Source organism: Streptomyces sp. Z26 (assembly GCF_003665095.1).
GTDB lineage: Bacteria > Actinomycetota > Actinomycetes > Streptomycetales > Streptomycetaceae > Streptomyces > Streptomyces phytohabitans.
Map to the genome: position 1 here is coordinate 3,822,253 of NZ_RCHV01000002.1, position 15,794 is coordinate 3,838,046.

A 15,794-nucleotide genomic window follows, 5' to 3' on the forward strand; every position below is an offset into this window, starting at 1 on the left:
GTGTCCGCGGCGGAGGTGACCGGAGCGGTGTGCACACGGGCCCGTGTGCTGTCCGTGCGGTGGACCGGGACATGACCACCCCGGCAGCGACATGTGCCACCGGCACGCTCGTACGGGCTCGTTCGGCCGCCAACAGTCTGCCGTGAACGGTCAGCCGGGCATAGGGGTGGGACACGAAGATCTCCGTGCGGTGAAGACTCGACACCTCCACCACACCGGAGGCCTTCCCCACGCTCAAGCCCTGTCAGGGTTGACGACGTACATGAGCGATACGGCTGAGCCGTAGCCGTGGGAGTGGTCTCCGTGCGGACCCCGCCGGCCGTGCCCGGTACGAGCACACTGCTCAGGCGGTCTTGTAGCTGACCGCGTGAGCCTCCAGAAGTTGCTCGCGGTTGCGGACACCCATCTTGCGGTACACGCGGGTCAGGTGCTGCTCGACCGTGCTGACCGTGATGAACAGCTTGTCCGCGATCTCGCGATTGGCGTACCCCTGCGTGGCCAGGGTCGCCACACGCCGCTCTGATGCGCTGAGTTGGCCGAACGCGTCCTGGTCGGCGCGCGGCGGAGCGCTGGGACCGGTTTTCTGCTCGGAGATGACGCTCCGAGGCAGCGAGGTCGGTAGCAGCGACTGGTAGCGGGCCTCGGCGCCGCAGCTCTTGACGAGCCGCCAGGCGCGGCGGGCGGTCTGCCGAGCCCGCGCCTTCTCGCCCAGCTCGTGGTAGACGTGGCTGAGATCGGCCAGGACGGTCGCCGCCTCGTAGCGTGCGCCCGTGCTCTCCAGTAGCCGAAACGCGTCCCGCAGGATCGAGGGCTGCTTGACGGTTGGTTGGACGAGAGCCCAGCTGTGCAGCGTCATTCCGCGTGAACGGGTCGGTCCGCTGTCCGATCTCGCGCGCTGCTCCTCCACCGCCCGTACCGCCCGATCCCGCTCACCCAGCTTGAGCCACGCTTCCGCCTCGCCAAGCCGCCAGGGCGCCACGGTGGGGGTGTCTATGTTCCAGCGGCGCATCAAGGCGCCGCACGCCAGAAAATCGGAGAGAGCCATACGGGGATTGCCTGTGGCGAGGTGGTGTCCGCCACGCGCGTACAGGTAGTGGAGCCCCGTACGGGTGAGGAAGAGGTCCGAGGGCGGCTCGGGTGCCAGGTACTTGGCGGCGATCTCGTGGTTGCCCATGGCGGTGTGCGCTTCCACGAGCAGGGCTACAGCGAAGGCGTTGCCGGTGTTCCAACGGGATCCTGACAACTGCTCGTACGCCGACTCCGCGCGTCGCGCCGCGTCGGACAGCTGTCCGCTGCGCAACGCGATGAGGGCGCCGGCGCTCTCCAGCATGCCCTGCCAGGCGGGCGCGTCGTACCGGTGCTTCTCGTCACCCAGTATCTCGTACCACTTGGCGGCGGAGTCGAGCTGGTCCGTGTAGCAGAGGGTCATCAGCGCGGCGGGCATGCCCATGAGCTGCCAGGCCGACTGCGTACGGCTGCCCTGGAGGACCTGCTCGGCCAGGGCGATCGCGTACTCGTCGGCGCCCCGCTCCAGCGCGAGGGCGAGGGCGTGCCGGGAACGCAGCTCCGCCGTGGACGTCGCGGACGGCGCGACCTTCGGCAGCGGCAGGCGCGGGCGGTCCAGCACCCCCAGGAACTCGGACACCATGAACAGCCGGGTGCCCTCCAGCGCGGTCGACGTGTCGTCGTCCTCACCGTCGTTGACCTGGTCGACGACCTCCAGCGCGGAGTCGAAGTCGAGGTGGAACATCATGCCCTCGGCGATGCGCACCGCGTCCGGGCCCGGCAGCTTCCGGCTCATGATGGGGCGCTTGAGCGACATGAAGTGCTGCGCGGAGTCGGCGGGGCGGAGCTGCCACTGCCCGAACGCGTAGTGGGCGAGGACCGAGGCGCGCCCCGTCTCGTCGGTGCGGCACTCCCGGGCCAGCTCCAGGCAGCGGATGTTGAACTGCATGTCGCCGTGGGCCAGCGCGTGGCAGGCGGCCTCCTGGAGCACCGGTACGACCCAGTCCTCGTGCAGCGGGTCGACGCTGAGCAGGTGGGCCGCGACGGCGTGGGCCGGGGCGCCGCTCTCGTGCAGCAGCCGGGCCGCGTGGTAGCGCAGCTCCGTCGCCTTGTCGTGCGGCATCTCGGTGAGCACCGCCTGCCGTACGTCCTCGCGCCGCAGCCGCGCGCCGTCGAGGACGCCGGTGCTGGTGAGCAACCGCAGGTAGCGCGCGACGAGTTCGGCGTCGATCGCGCTCAACTGGCTGACCAGGGACGGCGTCGCGGCCTCGTCCAGCAGCGCCACGCAGCGGGCGATGCGCACGGCGCGCGGCCCGAGCCGGTGCAGGCAGGACAGAACGGCCTGGTGGAAGGCGTGCCCGGGGGACAGGCCGTCGGGGCTCGTACGGGCGACGACGTCGGTGGCGGGGTGCGTGCCGGAGCCGTTGACGGACTCCAGCACGGGGCGCAGCCCGCGCTCCTCGACGAGGGCCTGCACGAGCAGCGGGTTGCCGCCGCTCAGCGCGTGCACCTCGGAGATGAAGCGGTCCGAGGCGGCCGACGGGACGCGGCACTCGACCAGCTCGCGGATGCCCTCGGAGGACAGCGGGCCGAGATGGAAGCGCCGCACGTTGGTCTGGTACAGGAAGTCCTGGAGGCTCTGCGAGGGCTGGCCCTCGACCGGCGTGCCGTGCGTGAAGACCAGCGCGACCGGGAGCTGTCCGAGGCGCTGCGCCAGGTAGCGCAGGCAGGTGAGCGTCGCGGCGTCGGTGTACTGGATGTCGTCGACGGCGATCAACAGGTGCCGCTCGGCGGCCAGTTCGGAGATGATCCGGTGCGCGCGCTTCGCCACCTCCAGGGAGTCGTCGCGCGCGTCGAGCGACGCGATGGGCGTGCCCTCCGGGCCGCCGGTGCCCCCGTGCCCCGACATGCCCACGCCGGGCACCCCCGTGTCGGGCGTACGGGTGTCGACGGACGTGAGCAGCTGCGTCAACGTGTCGTACGGGACGTGGCGCTCCTGCGGTGAACTCACCACCCGCAGCACGGTGCTGCCCGCCTCGGTCGCCCGGTCCGCCAGTGCGTCGAGCACCGTGGTCTTGCCCATCGCGGTCAGGCCGCTGATTGCGGCGACCGTGCCCCGCCCCTGTGCGGACTGTCTCAGTAGGCCGTCGAGATGGTCGAGTATCTCTGCGCGTTCTACGAACATGGCTGAGCTTCCCCCCGCTGGTATGCATCACCAAGTTGGTCTGTGGCCAGTGACAGGTCAAATGATAGCGGACGCGTCGCCGTGGGAAGTCTGTATCAATCAATGATCAGGACACGACGAAAGCTTATTCTGCGTCCCGCCCGCGGGCGCCCCTAGACCCCGCTAGGGGCTTCTAGGGGTCTCCCTAGTCCGCCCTCGCGGGCATCCGGTGAGGGAAGTGGCTGGTCCGCCGCCGAAGGCTGTCAACGGTATTTCCATTGACCGCGCTCGGTGGTCATCCCGGCGCCCTGCGCATACGTGGGCGGTGACTCCGTCTAACGCCGACCGGATCGTCAGCTCCAAGACATCAGTAGTTAATGTCGACGGGCATTACCGCGGTCGTTCGCAAGGGGTGCCGCAGAGTGTACCGCTCGGGCCCCGTATATTGGCAGGTCAGACCGGGGATCAGGGCGGGTCGGGGAAGGCCGTCGACGGTAGCGGGAATTCCGCTTTTGTCCGTCGGCCACCCGGAGGCGGGCGGGGAACGGGCGCGGAACGGTCGGAAGCGGGCACCGCCGCCGCCCGCCGCGGACCGGGCCCCGGGGCGTTCCCCGAGGTGGGGCCTGCCGTGGCGGAGCCGCTGCCAGCGGCTCCGCCACGCGGCCCGCGCCTCCCGTCATCCGCGTGCTGCCGGGGCCCGCGACCGTACGGCGCCCGCGGGAGCCCCGTACGACCGCCTTCGGGGTGATTCACCTCACCTGGGGTGGAAGACGTGGCGTACGTCACGCGTCCCGGCGGTTCCGCCGAGCGCCGCGCGATGCGTCCCCGGGGAACGTGACAGCGGCTTGTAAAGCCGCTGTAAACAGCTGCCGACAGCTCTTGACACGTAAGGCGGTCGAGGTGCGCGGGCTTTACCGCATTCCCTTTGTCCAATGGTTGTGAACGGTTCTCCCTTACAGCTGGAATGCGGGGAGCGGCCGGTGTGTAAGCACCCCGATGGGAAGTTTCGCTTTGTCGGCGCATTGCCAAGCTCAATATCCGGCTTTACGCGACGGGTGAAGTGCGCGAGGTGATTTCACGAGCACTCTTCCGGTGATTCTATACGGGAATGCGGGACGCGCGGTATTCGATCGTCCGTTTCTCTTTTCCCCGCGCGATTAGGGGGTGGGTCCGACAGGGGTCGTTGGTGCGCTCTCCGTGTGTCCGGTGACGAACTCCGTTTTCCTCGCGGGCTCTTGCGCGCCGCCACGGGAAAACGTCCTGGTTCGTTTTCCGTACGGTCCCGGGCCCGCTCGCCGGGTGCCTTTCGCGGTGCGCCGGGAAGATCGCGCGCGGGTTCTCCCCGTGCCCTTCCCGGCTCCTTCCGGCGGCCGTTCCGCGGCCCCTTCCCGGGGCCCTTCCCGTGCCGCGCGGTTCGGCGCGCGCGGGGCGCGGAAGGCCGGGGTGGCCAGCACCGATGCCCTGGCGTGCGCGGGCGGGGGGCGGTGGTGCGGTGGTCGTGTGCGTCGGGTCGGGCGGCGTCCGGGTGGGGCGTCGCGGGTGCGGCGGGGGTGTGCCCAGGGGGTATCGCGCGGCGTTCTTCCAGGTCGCGGCTACCCGGCGGTAGGGGCGGACGTGGTCGTGATTGCGAGAGGTAGAGCTCTAGGTAGAGGACAACGCTCTGTGGATCTCGGACATCCCCTGGACCGGGGGCTGTTGATGAGTGGGGACGAGAGCGCATCCGGTGTGATTAGCCCCCGTCGCCTCCGGGTACAACAAGGGGTTTTCGAAAGACCACGCTGACGCCCGGTAAGGCTCCCCTCACAGCTTTGCCCCGAGGGCTCCCCGTGCGAATGGGGCCCGCACCGGCGCGTGTTCTCCGCCGACACCGAAGCGCCTCTCCGAGGTGATCCCCGCGCGGGACGGCCCGCCGCGCGATATGCCCCCGGGATCTTCGGCCGACCGCGCCGCCCGTACGCCGGGAGGGAGTGCGCGGGATATCCCCGTACCCCACCCGTACACGTGAACGGACCCCGCCCCAGGAACCCCTACCGGCCCCCGGGTGTACCTGAGTACCGCCCGTCAGGTGTACGTAACCACCCCCTGTCCGGTGTACGTGGACGGCGGATGTAGGGGGTCGAAACGGCTTTTCAGGGGGGTGGTGCCCGGTGCGCGGGCCCCTGACGTCGGCCGATACTCGAAGGGTCGTACGGGCCGCCCGGCCCCGCGACGGTGCCCGGAACCAGCCGCAGCGCAGACGAGACCCGAAGGGACCGGAACACCCATGGTCGGAGCAACCCTGCAAGCGAACGCCTGGGTACGGCGGTTCCACCCCGCGCCCGACGCCGCCACGAGGCTGGTCTGCTTTCCGCACGCGGGTGGCTCGGCGTCGTTCTACTTCCCCGTCTCCAGGGCGCTGTCGCCCGAGGTGGACGTGCTCGCCATCCAGTACCCGGGGCGCCAGGACCGCCGTACGGAGGCCCCGGTCGGCAGCATCCACACCCTCGCGGACCGCATCACCGAGGACCTGCTGGACTGGTCCGACCGCCCGCTGACCCTCTTCGGTCACAGCATGGGCGCGCTCCTCGCCTACGAGGTCGCGACCCGGCTGGAGGAGCGCGGCGTCAACCCGCTCGGCCTGTTCGCCTCCGGGCGGCGCGCGCCGTCCACGTACCGCGGCAGCGAGCGCGAGGACCCGGGCAGCGACGAGAGCCTCATCCGGGAGATGAAGAAGCTCAGCGGCACCGACGTGGAGGTCTTCGCCAACGACGACCTGCTGCGGATCATCCTCCCGGCGATACGCGGCGACTACCGCGCCGTGCAGACGTACCGGCACCGTCCCGCGCAGCCCCCGCTGAGCTGCCCCGTCATCGCCCTCAACGGCGACGACGACCCGCAGGTGACGCCCGCCGAGGTGCGCGCGTGGGAGCGGCACACCTCCAACACGTTCCGGACGCGCACCTTCTCCGGCGGCCACTTCTACCTCAACGCGCAGGCGCCGTCCGTGCTCGCGGAGGTCTCCTCGTTCATCGACATGGCGACGCTGCGGGTCTGACGGCCCGTCGGCACACCGCCCCCGCCGCGCCGGTCTCCGGTGCCCCGGTCAACTCCGGGGCGCCGCACCGGGGTTGAGGGGGCGGCGTACGGGCGTACGGGCGGGCGCGGCGGCGTGGCTCACAGCTCGTCCTCTTCGCCGTCCTCGTCCTCGCCCTCCACCAGCACGGGCGAGCCGTGGTGCGACCACACCTTCCAACTCCCGTCCTCCGTACGGCGGAAGAGGTTGGTCGCCACCACCAGGCCGCCCACCAGCGGGCCCGCGGAGCCGTCGTCCTCGGCCGGGCCGCCGCTGAGGATGTTCTCGGTGCAGCTGACCAGCGCGGTGTCGCCCTCCACGGACACCTCCACGTCGGTCAGGAAGAACTGGATGTACTCCGTGTTCGCCATGATCAGGGCGTACGAGCGCAGCACCTCGTCCCGCCCCGTCAGCACCGGCCAGCCCGGGTGCACCACGCTCACCCCGTCGTCCAGCCACAGCGCGCCCATGGCGTCCGCGTCGCCGTTCTCCACCGCGTCGTAGAGCGCGGTGTTGGCCGCCTCGACCGCCTCGACGTCCGTACGCGCCCCGCTCACGCGGCGCCCTCGACGGCCCGCGCGACCCGTACGGCGTCGGCGCTCGCCCGTACCTCGTGCACCCGTACCGCCCACGCGCGGTCCCGCGCCGCGAGCGCGGAGACCGCGGCGGTGGCCGCGTCGCGCTCCCGCGCGGGCGGCGGACCGGCGTCGTCCGGGCGGGTCAGCACATGCCCGAGGAACCGCTTGCGGGACGCCGCCACCAGCAGCGGGCGGCCCAACTCGGCGCGCAGCCGGGGCAGTTGGGCGAGCAGCGCCAGGTCGTGCTCGGCGCGCTTGGCGAAGCCGAGCCCCGGGTCCACGACGATGCGGTCCGCGTCGACGCCGCCCGCGACGGCCCGGTCCAGGGAGGCGCGCAGCTCGGTGAGGACCTCGGTGACCACGTCCCCGTACGACGCCCGGTTGTTCATGTCGATCGACCGGCCGCGCCAGTGCATCACCACGAACGGCACCCCGGCCGCCGCGACGGCGGGCACCATGGCCGGGTCGGACAGGCCGCCGCTCACGTCGTTGACCATCGACGCGCCCGCCTCCAGGGCCTGTTCGGCCACGCGCGCCCGCATCGTGTCGACGCTCACCGGCACCCCGCCGGACGCCAGCCCGCGCACGACGGGCAGCACCCGGCGCAGCTCCTCCGCCTCGTCCACCCGCGCGGCGCCGGGCCGGGTGGACTCGCCGCCCACGTCGACCAGATCGGCGCCCTGCGCGGCGAGGTCCAGGCCGCGCTTGACGGCGGCTTCGGCGTCGAACCACCGGCCGCCGTCGGAGAAGGAGTCCGGCGTGACGTTCACCACGCCCATCACCGCACACCGGTCCAGGTCCGGCAGACCGGCGATCCGGCCGCGCAACGCACTCATGGGTCCAGCGTAGTGCCGCCGTACGCCGGCGCCGGGCCCGCCCGCCCCCGCCCGTACGCGCCGCCGCGAGCCACCCCTTTCGGGTGCTTCGCCGTACGGGCGGTGCGCGGAACCACCCGTACGGGAGCGGCCCGGCGGCGGCGCGGGGGAGTGCCGCCGTCCGGTTCCGGGTAAGCGGCCGGAACCGCCGCGGGCGGGGCGGCCCGCGGGCCGTCACCCCGGAGGCGGGGCGGGCGGGTGCCCGCGGGTAGATTTCGACGCGCCCGCGTCGCCCGACCGCCGACCGGGCAGGACAGGACCGCGCAGGACCACGCACCACCGCGCACGACCACGTACCACCAGCGCACGACCACACCAGGCGGGCCGGGACGAGCACGGCCACAGCAAGCACGGCGCGCCCCACGGGGCGCGCACGGACGTAACGACGGGAGTGTTGCCGCGTGGACCGCGTCGCACTGCGCGGGCTCAGGGCCCGCGGGCATCACGGCGTGTTCGAACGGGAACGGGAGGAAGGGCAGACCTTCGTCGTGGACGTCGTGCTCGGCCTGGACACGCGGCCCGCCGCCGAGGGTGACGACCTCACCCGCACCGTCCACTACGGCGTCGTCGCGGAGGAGGTCGTCGCGGTGGTGGCGGGCGAGCCCGTCGACCTGATCGAGACGCTCGCGCAGCGCGTCGCCGACACCTGCCTCGCACACCCGGAAGTACAGGAGGTGGAGGTGGTCGTGCACAAGCCGGAAGCCCCGATCACCGTCCCCTTCGACGACGTGACCCTCACTATCAAGCGGAGCCGCGCATGACACCGAACAGCGACCCGACCGTACAGCCGGTACCCGCTTCCGTGGTGCACACGGTCGACGCGGCCGACGCCACCCTCCACAACCCGCGCCGCGCCGTCGTCGCGCTCGGCAGCAACCTCGGCAACCGGATGGAACGCCTCCAGAGCGCCGTCGACGCCCTCGCGGACACGCCGGGACTGCGTGTGAAGGCGATCTCGCCCGTGTACGAGACGGAGCCGTGGGGCGTCGAGCCGGGGAGCCAGCGGGCGTACTACAACGCGGTGGTCCTCGTGAAGACGACCCTGCCGCCCTCGTCCCTGCTGGAACGGGGCCAGGCCATCGAGGAGGCGCTCGATCGGGTGCGCGGCGCCCAGCGGTACGAGCCGCGCCCGATCGACGTGGACATCGTGACGTACCAGGACGTCGTCTCCGACGACCCCGTGCTCACGCTGCCGCACCCGCGCGCGCACGAGCGGGCGTTCGTACTGGTGCCGTGGCACGACGTCGACCCGGAGGCGGAGGTGCCGGGCCGAGGGGCGGTGGCGGAGCTGCTGGCGGAGGTCGGCCGCGAGGGCGTCACGCCGCGCACCGACATGGAACTGACCATGCCCGACTGACGTTGGTGAGCACGTGAGACAACTGCGCATCAGGACGTTGGCCGGTCTCTTCGCCGTGGCCGCCGTCCTGTCCTGGGCCGGTGCCCGGATGCTCGACGCGCTCGACGCGCTGCCGAGCGTGCCCGTCGCCGCGCCCGTGGTGCTGGCGCTGATCGCCGCCGTGCTGCTGGCGACGGCGCTGTCGCTGCGGTCGCGGCTGCGGGCGCAGCGGGAGCGGGTGCCCGGGGCGAAGGGCGTCGAGCCGATGATGGCGGCGCGCGCCGTGGTCTTCGGGCAGGCGAGCGCGTTCGTGGCGGCGCTGGTGGCGGGGACGTACGGCGGCACGGGCGTGTTCCTGCTGCTGAACGACCTGGATCTGGCGGCCCGCCGTGAGCAGGCGCTGTACGCGGGGCTGTCCGTGCTGACGGGCGTCGCCGTGGTCGCCGCGGCGGTCTTCCTGGAGCGGGTGTGCCGACTCCCCGAGGACGACGACGACACCCCGCGGGCGGCGACGGCGTAGCGGGGCGCGGGCACGGCGTACGACGTAGCGGGGCCCGTACGGCAGGGTGAGTCCCTGTCGTACGGGCCCCTGTCGTAGGAGTCCCGCCCGGCTCAGGCGTCGGCGGCGTCCGACACGGAGACGACCTCCCGCGGTTCGTCCCCCTTCAGCTGCCCCACCGAGTGCCGCAGCGCCTCGTGCAGCGCGGCGGGGGTGAGGACGCCCGCGAACAGCTCGTTCTCGTCCAGCACCGCGATCCACCCCGCGTCGTGCTGGAGCATCGTGCTGAACGCCTGCTTGAGCGACGCGTCGAACGGCAGCCACGCCGTCATCCGGCGCGTGAACGGCTCCACGGTCTCCGCGCCGTCGGCCTCCTTCGAGGCCAGCGACCCGGCCGACACCCAGCCGCGCAGCTCGCCCTTGCCGTCGAGGACGACCGCCCACCGCGAGTCGGCCTCGCGCAGCCGCGCCGCCGCGTCGCGCGGCCGGTCGCCGAGGCGGATGACCGGCGGCTGTTCGAGGTCGTCCGGCTGGATCTGCGTCACCGCGAGCCGCTTCAGCCCCCGGTCCGCGCCGACGAACTCGGCCACGTAGTCCGTCGCGGGGGAGTCCAGCACCCGGGCGGGGGCGTCGAACTGCTCGATGCGCCCGTGCCCGTAGACGGCGATGCGGTCCCCGAGGCGTACGGCCTCCTCGATGTCGTGGGTGACGAAGAGGATGGTCTTGCGCACGGTCTCCTGGAGGTTCAGGAACTCGTTCTGGAGGTGCTCCCGTACGAGCGGGTCCACCGCCCCGAACGGCTCGTCCATGAGCAGCACCGGCGGGTCGGCCGCCAGCGCCCGTGCCACGCTGACGCGTTGGCGCTGGCCGCCGGAGAGCTGGTCGGGGTAGCGGGGGCCGTGCACCGCCGGGTCCAGCCCGACGAGTTCGAGGAGCTCGGCCGCGCGGGTGCGGGACGCCGCGCGTTTCCAGCCCAGCAGGCGGGGCACGGTCGCGGTGTTCTCCAGCACGGTCTTGTGCGGGAGCAGCCCGACCTGCTGGATCACGTATCCCATCTGGCGGCGCAGATCGACGGGGTCGATCGTCGCGATGTCGGTGCCGTCGAGGAAGATCCGGCCTTCCGAGGGTTCGATCAGGCGGTTCACCATTTTCATCGTCGTCGTCTTGCCGCAACCGGACGGACCGACGAGCGTGACCAGTTCACCCTCCGCGACCTGGAAGGTGAGGTCGTTCACAGCCACGGTTCCGTCGCGGTAGCGCTTGCTGACCTGTTCGAAACGAATCACACTTCATAGTGACAGTATTCCGAGCAGTTAGGTCGGGAACGATCGTTGAGCGCCATGGATGTGACCTGTGACCAGCACGGATTGTCTCGCCGCCAACGAGTGGATATGCGGGGAGTACGTCCGCACCCGTAAGGAGGAGCTGCTCGACGCCACCGCCCAGCACGTGGGGATCGCCCTGTCCGCCGTGCTCATCGGCCTGTTGGTGGCCTTCCCGCTGGCCCTCGCGGCCCGCCGCTGGGGCCAGGGGCCGGTGCTCGGACTGACCACGGTGCTCTACACCGTGCCGTCCCTCGCGATGTTCGCGCTGCTGCTGCCCGTCTTCGGCGTCTCGGCCGCCGTCGTCGTCACGGGCCTCGTGCTCTACTCGCTGACCGTCCTCGTACGGAACATCCTCGCCGGACTCGACGCCGTCCCGCGCGACGTGCGCGAGGCCGCGCAGGGCATGGGCTACGGGCGGCGGCAGCTCCTCCTCGGAGTCGAACTCCCCCTCATCCTCCCCGCGTTGCTCGCGGGCGTCCGGATCACCACCGTGTCGGCCATCTCGCTCACCACCGTGGGCGCCATCGTCGGCTACGGCGGCCTGGGCAACCTCATCTACAGCGGCATGGAGAGCTTCTTCAAGGCAGAAGTCCTGACCGCCTCGGCCATCTGCGTACTGCTCGCCGTGGTGTCGGACGTCCTTCTGCTCGGACTGCAACGGGTGCTGACGCCGTGGGTGCGGCACCGTGCCGGAGCGGAGAGCGCGCGGTGAACCTCGGAACGATCCCCGACGTCTGGACCTGGCTGACCGACGGCTCCAACTGGTCGGGCGCCGACGGCGCGTGGCAGCGCGTGACGGAGCACGTCTTCCTCACCGTGACCAGCCTCGGCCTGGCCTGCGCCCTCGCCCTGCCGATCGCCTTGTGGCTCGGCCACGTCGGCCGGGGCGGCGCCCTGGCCATCAACATCTCCAACGCGGGCCGCGCCGTACCCACGTTCGCCGTCCTCGTCCTGCTCACCATGAGCCCCCTGGGCAAGCACGGCGACTGGGCGACGACGATCGCGCTGGTCCTCTTCGCCGTACCGCCGCTGCTCACGAACGCGTACGTGGGCATCCGCGAGGCCGACCGCGACGTCGTCGAGGCCGCGCGCGGCATGGGCATGTCCGGGCGGCAGCTGCTGTCCCGGGTCGAGGTGCCGCTCGCGTTCCCGCTGATCATGGCGGGCGTACGGTCGGCGGCCGTGCAGGTCGTCGCCACCGCGACGCTCGCGGCCCTGCCCGGCGGCGGCGGCCTCGGCCGGATCATCACGGCCGGTTTCCAGACGTACGACACCCCGCAGGTGGTGGCCGGGGCCGTGCTCGTCGCGCTGCTGGCCCTGGCCGTCGAGGGCCTGATGGTCGTCGTGGGCCACCTGGTCGACCCGCTGCGCAAGCGCGCGGTACGGGGAGCGGCCGCCGCGCCCGGCGCGGACGCCGTACCCCCGGCGACCGGCGGGACCGGCGCGGCCGAGGTGCGGCAGCCGGAGAAGAGCGCGGCCCCGTGACGGCGGCCGAGTCGGCCGCGGTGACGGCCGCGCGGCGCGCGAAGTCCCCGAGTCCTTTCCCGATACGAGCAACCGGACGGAATCACAGTGAACGCAACGACCCCCACGCGCACCTCCGCGCGCACCGCTCCCGTACGCCGTAGAGCAGGCAGGGCAGGCGTGGCCCTCGCGGTCGGCGCCCTGGCCCTGACCCTCGCGGGCTGCGGCGGGGACAGCCTGGAGTCGAAGGACGACGAGGGCTCGTCCGGCGGCGACTCCGGCGGCTCCAAGAAGTCGCTCACGGTCGGCTCGGCCGGGTTCACCGAGTCGAAGATCATGGCGAACCTCTACGCCAAGGTGCTCTCCGACGCGGGCTTCGACACCGACATCAAGACGCTGAGCAACCGCGAACTGTACGCGCCCGCCCTGGAGAAGGGGCAGATCGACGTCGTACCGGAGTACGCCGCGACCCTCGCCGAGTTCCTGAACGCGAAGGTGAACGGCGCCGACGCCGCCACCGAGGAGCCGGTCGCCTCCAGCGACGTCGACAAGACCGTCGCCGCCCTGACCAAGCTCGCCGAACCGCGTGGCCTGAAGGTGCTGGACAGCGGCGAGGCCGTGGACCAGAACGCGTTCGCGGTCACGGAGAAGTTCGCGAAGGAGAACAAGCTCAAGACGCTCACCGACCTGGGGAGGGCCGGGGTCGAGGTCAAGGTGGCGGCGGGCGAGGAGTGCGCGGAACGCCCGTTCTGCCGCCCGGGGTTGGAGAAGAAGTACGGCATCGACGTCACCGGGATCGACCCCAAGGGCGTCGGCACCGTCCAGTCGAAGCAGGCGGTCAAGGACGGCACCGACCAGATGGTGCTGACGACGACCACGGACGGCACCCTGAAGGACTTCGGGCTGGTGGTGCTGGAGGACGACAAGAAGCTCCAGAACGCGGACAACGTGCTGCCGGTCGTCAACGCCAAGGACGCGGGTGGCGCGGACGTCGCGGAGGCGCTGAACAAGGTCACCGGGGCGCTCACCACACAGGACCTCGTCGAGATGAACCGCAGCGTGGACTCGCAGCGGGAGAAGCCGGAGGACGTGGCCGAGGAGTTCCTCAAGTCGAAGAAGCTCATCGGCTGAGCGCGGGGCGCGGGGGCGTACGGGCCGGGCGGACGGGCCGCCCGTACGCCGTCCGCGGGCGGAAACAATGCCTCGTACACGCTGTCGCGGATCGGGGTACACACGGTAAATTTCAGGCCATGCCACGTGGACGCCATCGCCATTCGCCGTCTCTGCACCGGCTCCTGCCCGCGGCGGCCGTCGGCGCCGGCGCGCTGGTCTGCGCGGGCGCGGCCTGGCTGGTCGGCGGGCCCGGTTCCGGTGACGGCGACACGGTCGCGCTGCGCGTCCTCGCCACGGCGGCGGCGCTCACCGGCGTCGCGGGCGCGACGCTGGCCCGGCGGTGGGACCGCACGGCCGGGCGGCGCGTCACGGAGCTGAAGGCACGGCAGGCCAGCACGGAGTGGCGGGCCGAGGAACGCCAGGCCGACCTGGAGGGCGATCTCGCCGAGTCCCGCGAGGTGCGGACGCGGCTGGAGACCAGGCTGCGCGACAAGCGCGCCGAACTGGCCCGCCTGCGCACGGAGCACGCCGCGCTCCTGCGGCGGTACGCGCACGCCGAGGCGGGCCGCGCCAACGCCCTGGAGGGGCGGCGGCTGCTGGCCCTGGAGGCGGCCGAGCCGACCCGCGCCCTCACGGCGGGCGCCACCGACCACCGCAAGCCCTCCGGGGCGCCCACCCCGCTCACGTACCTCCAGGCCGACGACGCCCTCCGGCACCTCAAGCGGAACGCCGAGCGCCAGGCGGAGCGGCGCGCGGCGGAGACCGCGCGCGTCGAGCGGGAACGGGCCGAGGCGGAGCGGCGGGCGGCGGCGCCGAGCCGGGAGATCGGCGGCTTCGACTTCTTCGGTACGGGCGGTGCCGCCCCGCGAGGGTCCGCACCCGCGGCGGGCGGGTCGACCGGGGGCGGGCCGGAGGCGGAAGCGGAGGCGGAACCGGGACGGATACCCGGCGGGCCCGGCGCGCGGGACGTACGGGCCGACGCGGCGCGGGACGTACGGGTGGAGGACGTACCGGCGGACGCGGAGCCCGCGCCCGACGCGCCCCACGGAACCGACGCGCCCGACGCGCCCCACGGAACCGACGCGCCCGACGCGCCCGAGGCGGTGGACGCCCCCGACGAGCCCGCCGCCCTCGACATCGCGGAGCTGCGGAGCGCGATCCCCTGATGCCCGACGCCCCGTCGCCCGACCCCCAGGACCTCGCGCACCGCCGCCGCCTCGCCGCCTGGGCCGGAGCCACGCGCCGCCTCGCGGACGGCCCCGTCTCCGGCACCCTCGCCCAGCGGCTGGCCCGGCTGGCGGACGAGGCGCCGTCGGCGTACGACCTGGACGACTGGACCGACGTCTACGGCGACGGTGTCGTCGCCGCCCTGGAACGCCGTACCGCCGACCTCCTCGGCACCGAAGCCGCCGCCTTCTTCCCCTCCGGCACCATGGCGCAACAGGTGGCGCTCCGCTGCTGGGCGGACCGCACCGGCAACCGTACGGTCGCCATGCACCCGCTCGCCCACCCCGAACGCTGGGAACGGGACGCCCTCACCCAGCTGACCGGCCTCCGCGTGGTCCACCCGACGAGCGCGCCGCGCAACCCGACCGGGGACGAAGTACGCGACCTGGCCGAGCCGTTCGGCACCCTCGCCCTCGAACTTCCCCTGCGCGACGCGGGGTTCGTCCTGCCCGACTGGGACGAGCTGACCGGCGCCGTCGACGCCGCGCGCGACCGGGACGCCGTCGTCCACCTCGACGGCGCGCGGCTCTGGGAGTGCACCGCGCACTACGGGCGCGGGCTGCCGGAGCTGGCCGGGCTCGCGGACAGCGTGTACGTGTCGTTCTACAAGTCGCTGGGCGGCCTGTCCGGCGCCGCGCTCGCCGGCCCCGCGTCGCTGGTCGAGGAGGCGGTGGCCTGGCGGCACCGGTACGGCGGCCAGCTGTTCCAGCAGTGGCCCGCCGCGCTGTCCGCGCTGGTCGGCCTCGACCGCGAGCTGCCCCGGCTGCCGGAGTACGCGGCGCGGGCGAAGGTCGTCGCGGCGGCGCTGCGCGAGGCGTTCGGCGGCGGGGCCGGGGGCGCCGGGGGTTCCGGGTCGGCGGCCGGCCCGGTGCCGTGGTTCCGGATCGGGCCGGAGGTGCCGCACACGCACCAGTTCTCGGTGTGGCTGCCGTACGACGCGGAGGTGCTGACGGAGGCGTCCGTGCGGCTCGCGGAGGAGACCGGCACCGTGCTGTTCCGCGGCTGGTCGGACGCCGGGCCGCCGGGTGTCGCCGTCGCCGAGGTGACGGTGGCCGCGCCCGGCCTGGCGTGGACGGCGGCGGACGTGGCGGAGGCCGCGGCGGGGTTCCTGGCGCGCGTCCGCTGACCCGCGCCGGGACGCCGGGACCGCGCGCCC

The 15,794-nt window shown here is 72.7% G+C and carries 13 protein-coding genes and 1 pseudogene; 9 read left to right on the top strand and 5 right to left on the bottom strand.

What is annotated here, in order from left to right; genetic code table 11:
- Positions 1-55 precede the first annotated feature (55 nt).
- Together D7M15_RS29085 and D7M15_RS16950 are read right to left on the bottom strand one after the other, a co-directional pair.
- Positions 56-175: pseudogene (locus D7M15_RS29085) on the bottom strand (leucine zipper domain-containing protein); the annotation flags it as partial.
- 168 nt (positions 176-343) lie between these two features.
- Complete coding sequence (locus tag D7M15_RS16950) at positions 344-3,190, bottom strand: helix-turn-helix transcriptional regulator (RefSeq protein WP_121518294.1); 2,847 nt, start codon at positions 3,188-3,190, stop codon at positions 344-346.
- A 2,242-nt stretch (positions 3,191-5,432) separates the two neighbouring features.
- Between D7M15_RS16950 and D7M15_RS16955 the strand changes: the two genes are divergently transcribed.
- Positions 5,433-6,203, top strand: coding sequence for an alpha/beta fold hydrolase (locus D7M15_RS16955; RefSeq protein WP_121518295.1), 771 nt, complete (start codon positions 5,433-5,435; stop codon positions 6,201-6,203).
- Between the two features lie 119 nt (positions 6,204-6,322).
- On the opposite strand, the gene D7M15_RS16960 is transcribed toward D7M15_RS16955, so the two are convergent.
- Positions 6,323-6,778 (bottom strand): nuclear transport factor 2 family protein, encoded by a 456-nt coding sequence (locus D7M15_RS16960; protein WP_121518296.1) that lies wholly within the window; start codon positions 6,776-6,778, stop codon positions 6,323-6,325.
- Positions 6,775-7,635 carry a dihydropteroate synthase gene (folP, locus tag D7M15_RS16965; RefSeq protein WP_121518297.1) on the bottom strand — a complete coding sequence of 287 codons (861 nt, stop codon included), beginning with the start codon at positions 7,633-7,635 and terminating at the stop codon, positions 6,775-6,777. The genes D7M15_RS16960 and folP overlap by 4 nt, the downstream gene beginning before the upstream one ends.
- Positions 7,636-8,075: 440 nt before the next feature.
- Here folP and folB point away from each other — a divergent pair, with 440 nt between their 5' ends.
- From folB to D7M15_RS16980, 3 genes are read left to right on the top strand one after another with little or no spacing between them, the layout of a single operon-like run.
- Positions 8,076-8,435: a dihydroneopterin aldolase gene (folB, locus tag D7M15_RS16970; protein ID WP_121518298.1), complete on the top strand. Its 360-nt coding sequence runs from the start codon at positions 8,076-8,078 to the stop codon at positions 8,433-8,435.
- The gene (gene folK, locus D7M15_RS16975) at positions 8,432-9,031 is read left to right on the top strand and encodes a 2-amino-4-hydroxy-6-hydroxymethyldihydropteridine diphosphokinase (RefSeq protein ID WP_121518299.1); all 600 of its coding nucleotides are present in this window, start codon (positions 8,432-8,434) and stop codon (positions 9,029-9,031) included. The genes folB and folK overlap by 4 nt, the downstream gene beginning before the upstream one ends.
- Positions 9,032-9,044: 13 nt before the next feature.
- Positions 9,045-9,530 (top strand): DUF3180 domain-containing protein, encoded by a 486-nt coding sequence (locus D7M15_RS16980; RefSeq protein WP_121518300.1) that lies wholly within the window; start codon positions 9,045-9,047, stop codon positions 9,528-9,530.
- A 92-nt stretch (positions 9,531-9,622) separates the two neighbouring features.
- On the opposite strand, the gene D7M15_RS16985 is transcribed toward D7M15_RS16980, so the two are convergent.
- The gene (locus D7M15_RS16985; protein ID WP_121518301.1) at positions 9,623-10,795 is read right to left on the bottom strand and encodes a betaine/proline/choline family ABC transporter ATP-binding protein; all 1,173 of its coding nucleotides are present in this window, start codon (positions 10,793-10,795) and stop codon (positions 9,623-9,625) included.
- Between the two features lie 67 nt (positions 10,796-10,862).
- Here D7M15_RS16985 and D7M15_RS16990 point away from each other — a divergent pair, with 67 nt between their 5' ends.
- From D7M15_RS16990 to D7M15_RS17010, 5 genes are all read left to right on the top strand, one after another.
- Positions 10,863-11,546, top strand: coding sequence for an ABC transporter permease (locus D7M15_RS16990; RefSeq protein ID WP_121518302.1), 684 nt, complete (start codon positions 10,863-10,865; stop codon positions 11,544-11,546).
- A complete protein-coding gene (locus D7M15_RS16995; protein ID WP_206337378.1) occupies positions 11,543-12,319 on the top strand; it encodes an ABC transporter permease in 777 nt (258 codons plus the stop codon). The genes D7M15_RS16990 and D7M15_RS16995 overlap by 4 nt, the downstream gene beginning before the upstream one ends.
- Before the next feature lie 159 nt (positions 12,320-12,478).
- Positions 12,479-13,429 (top strand): ABC transporter substrate-binding protein, encoded by a 951-nt coding sequence (locus D7M15_RS17000; RefSeq protein ID WP_240649344.1) that lies wholly within the window; start codon positions 12,479-12,481, stop codon positions 13,427-13,429.
- A 119-nt stretch (positions 13,430-13,548) separates the two neighbouring features.
- On the top strand, positions 13,549-14,577 hold the full coding sequence (locus D7M15_RS17005) for a hypothetical protein (RefSeq protein ID WP_121518304.1): 1,029 nt from the start codon (positions 13,549-13,551) through the stop codon (positions 14,575-14,577).
- Positions 14,577-15,764 carry a beta-eliminating lyase-related protein gene (locus D7M15_RS17010; protein WP_121518305.1) on the top strand — a complete coding sequence of 396 codons (1,188 nt, stop codon included), beginning with the start codon at positions 14,577-14,579 and terminating at the stop codon, positions 15,762-15,764. Before D7M15_RS17005 ends, D7M15_RS17010 begins: the two co-directional genes overlap by 1 nt.
- Positions 15,765-15,794 lie beyond the last annotated feature (30 nt).

What these genes read in the sequence shown, in the direction of transcription:
- D7M15_RS17010 (WP_121518305.1), top strand. Translation starts at nt 14,577, where the DNA reads ATGCCCGACGCCCCGTCGCCCGACCCCCAGGACCTCGCGCACCGCCGC.
- D7M15_RS16955 (WP_121518295.1), top strand. Translation starts at nt 5,433, where the DNA reads ATGGTCGGAGCAACCCTGCAAGCGAACGCCTGGGTACGGCGGTTCCAC.
- folK (WP_121518299.1), top strand. Translation starts at nt 8,432, where the DNA reads ATGACACCGAACAGCGACCCGACCGTACAGCCGGTACCCGCTTCCGTG.
- D7M15_RS17005 (WP_121518304.1), top strand. Translation starts at nt 13,549, where the DNA reads ATGCCACGTGGACGCCATCGCCATTCGCCGTCTCTGCACCGGCTCCTG.
- folP (WP_121518297.1), bottom strand. Translation starts at nt 7,635, where the DNA reads ATGAGTGCGTTGCGCGGCCGGATCGCCGGTCTGCCGGACCTGGACCGG.
- D7M15_RS16950 (WP_121518294.1), bottom strand. Translation starts at nt 3,190, where the DNA reads ATGTTCGTAGAACGCGCAGAGATACTCGACCATCTCGACGGCCTACTG.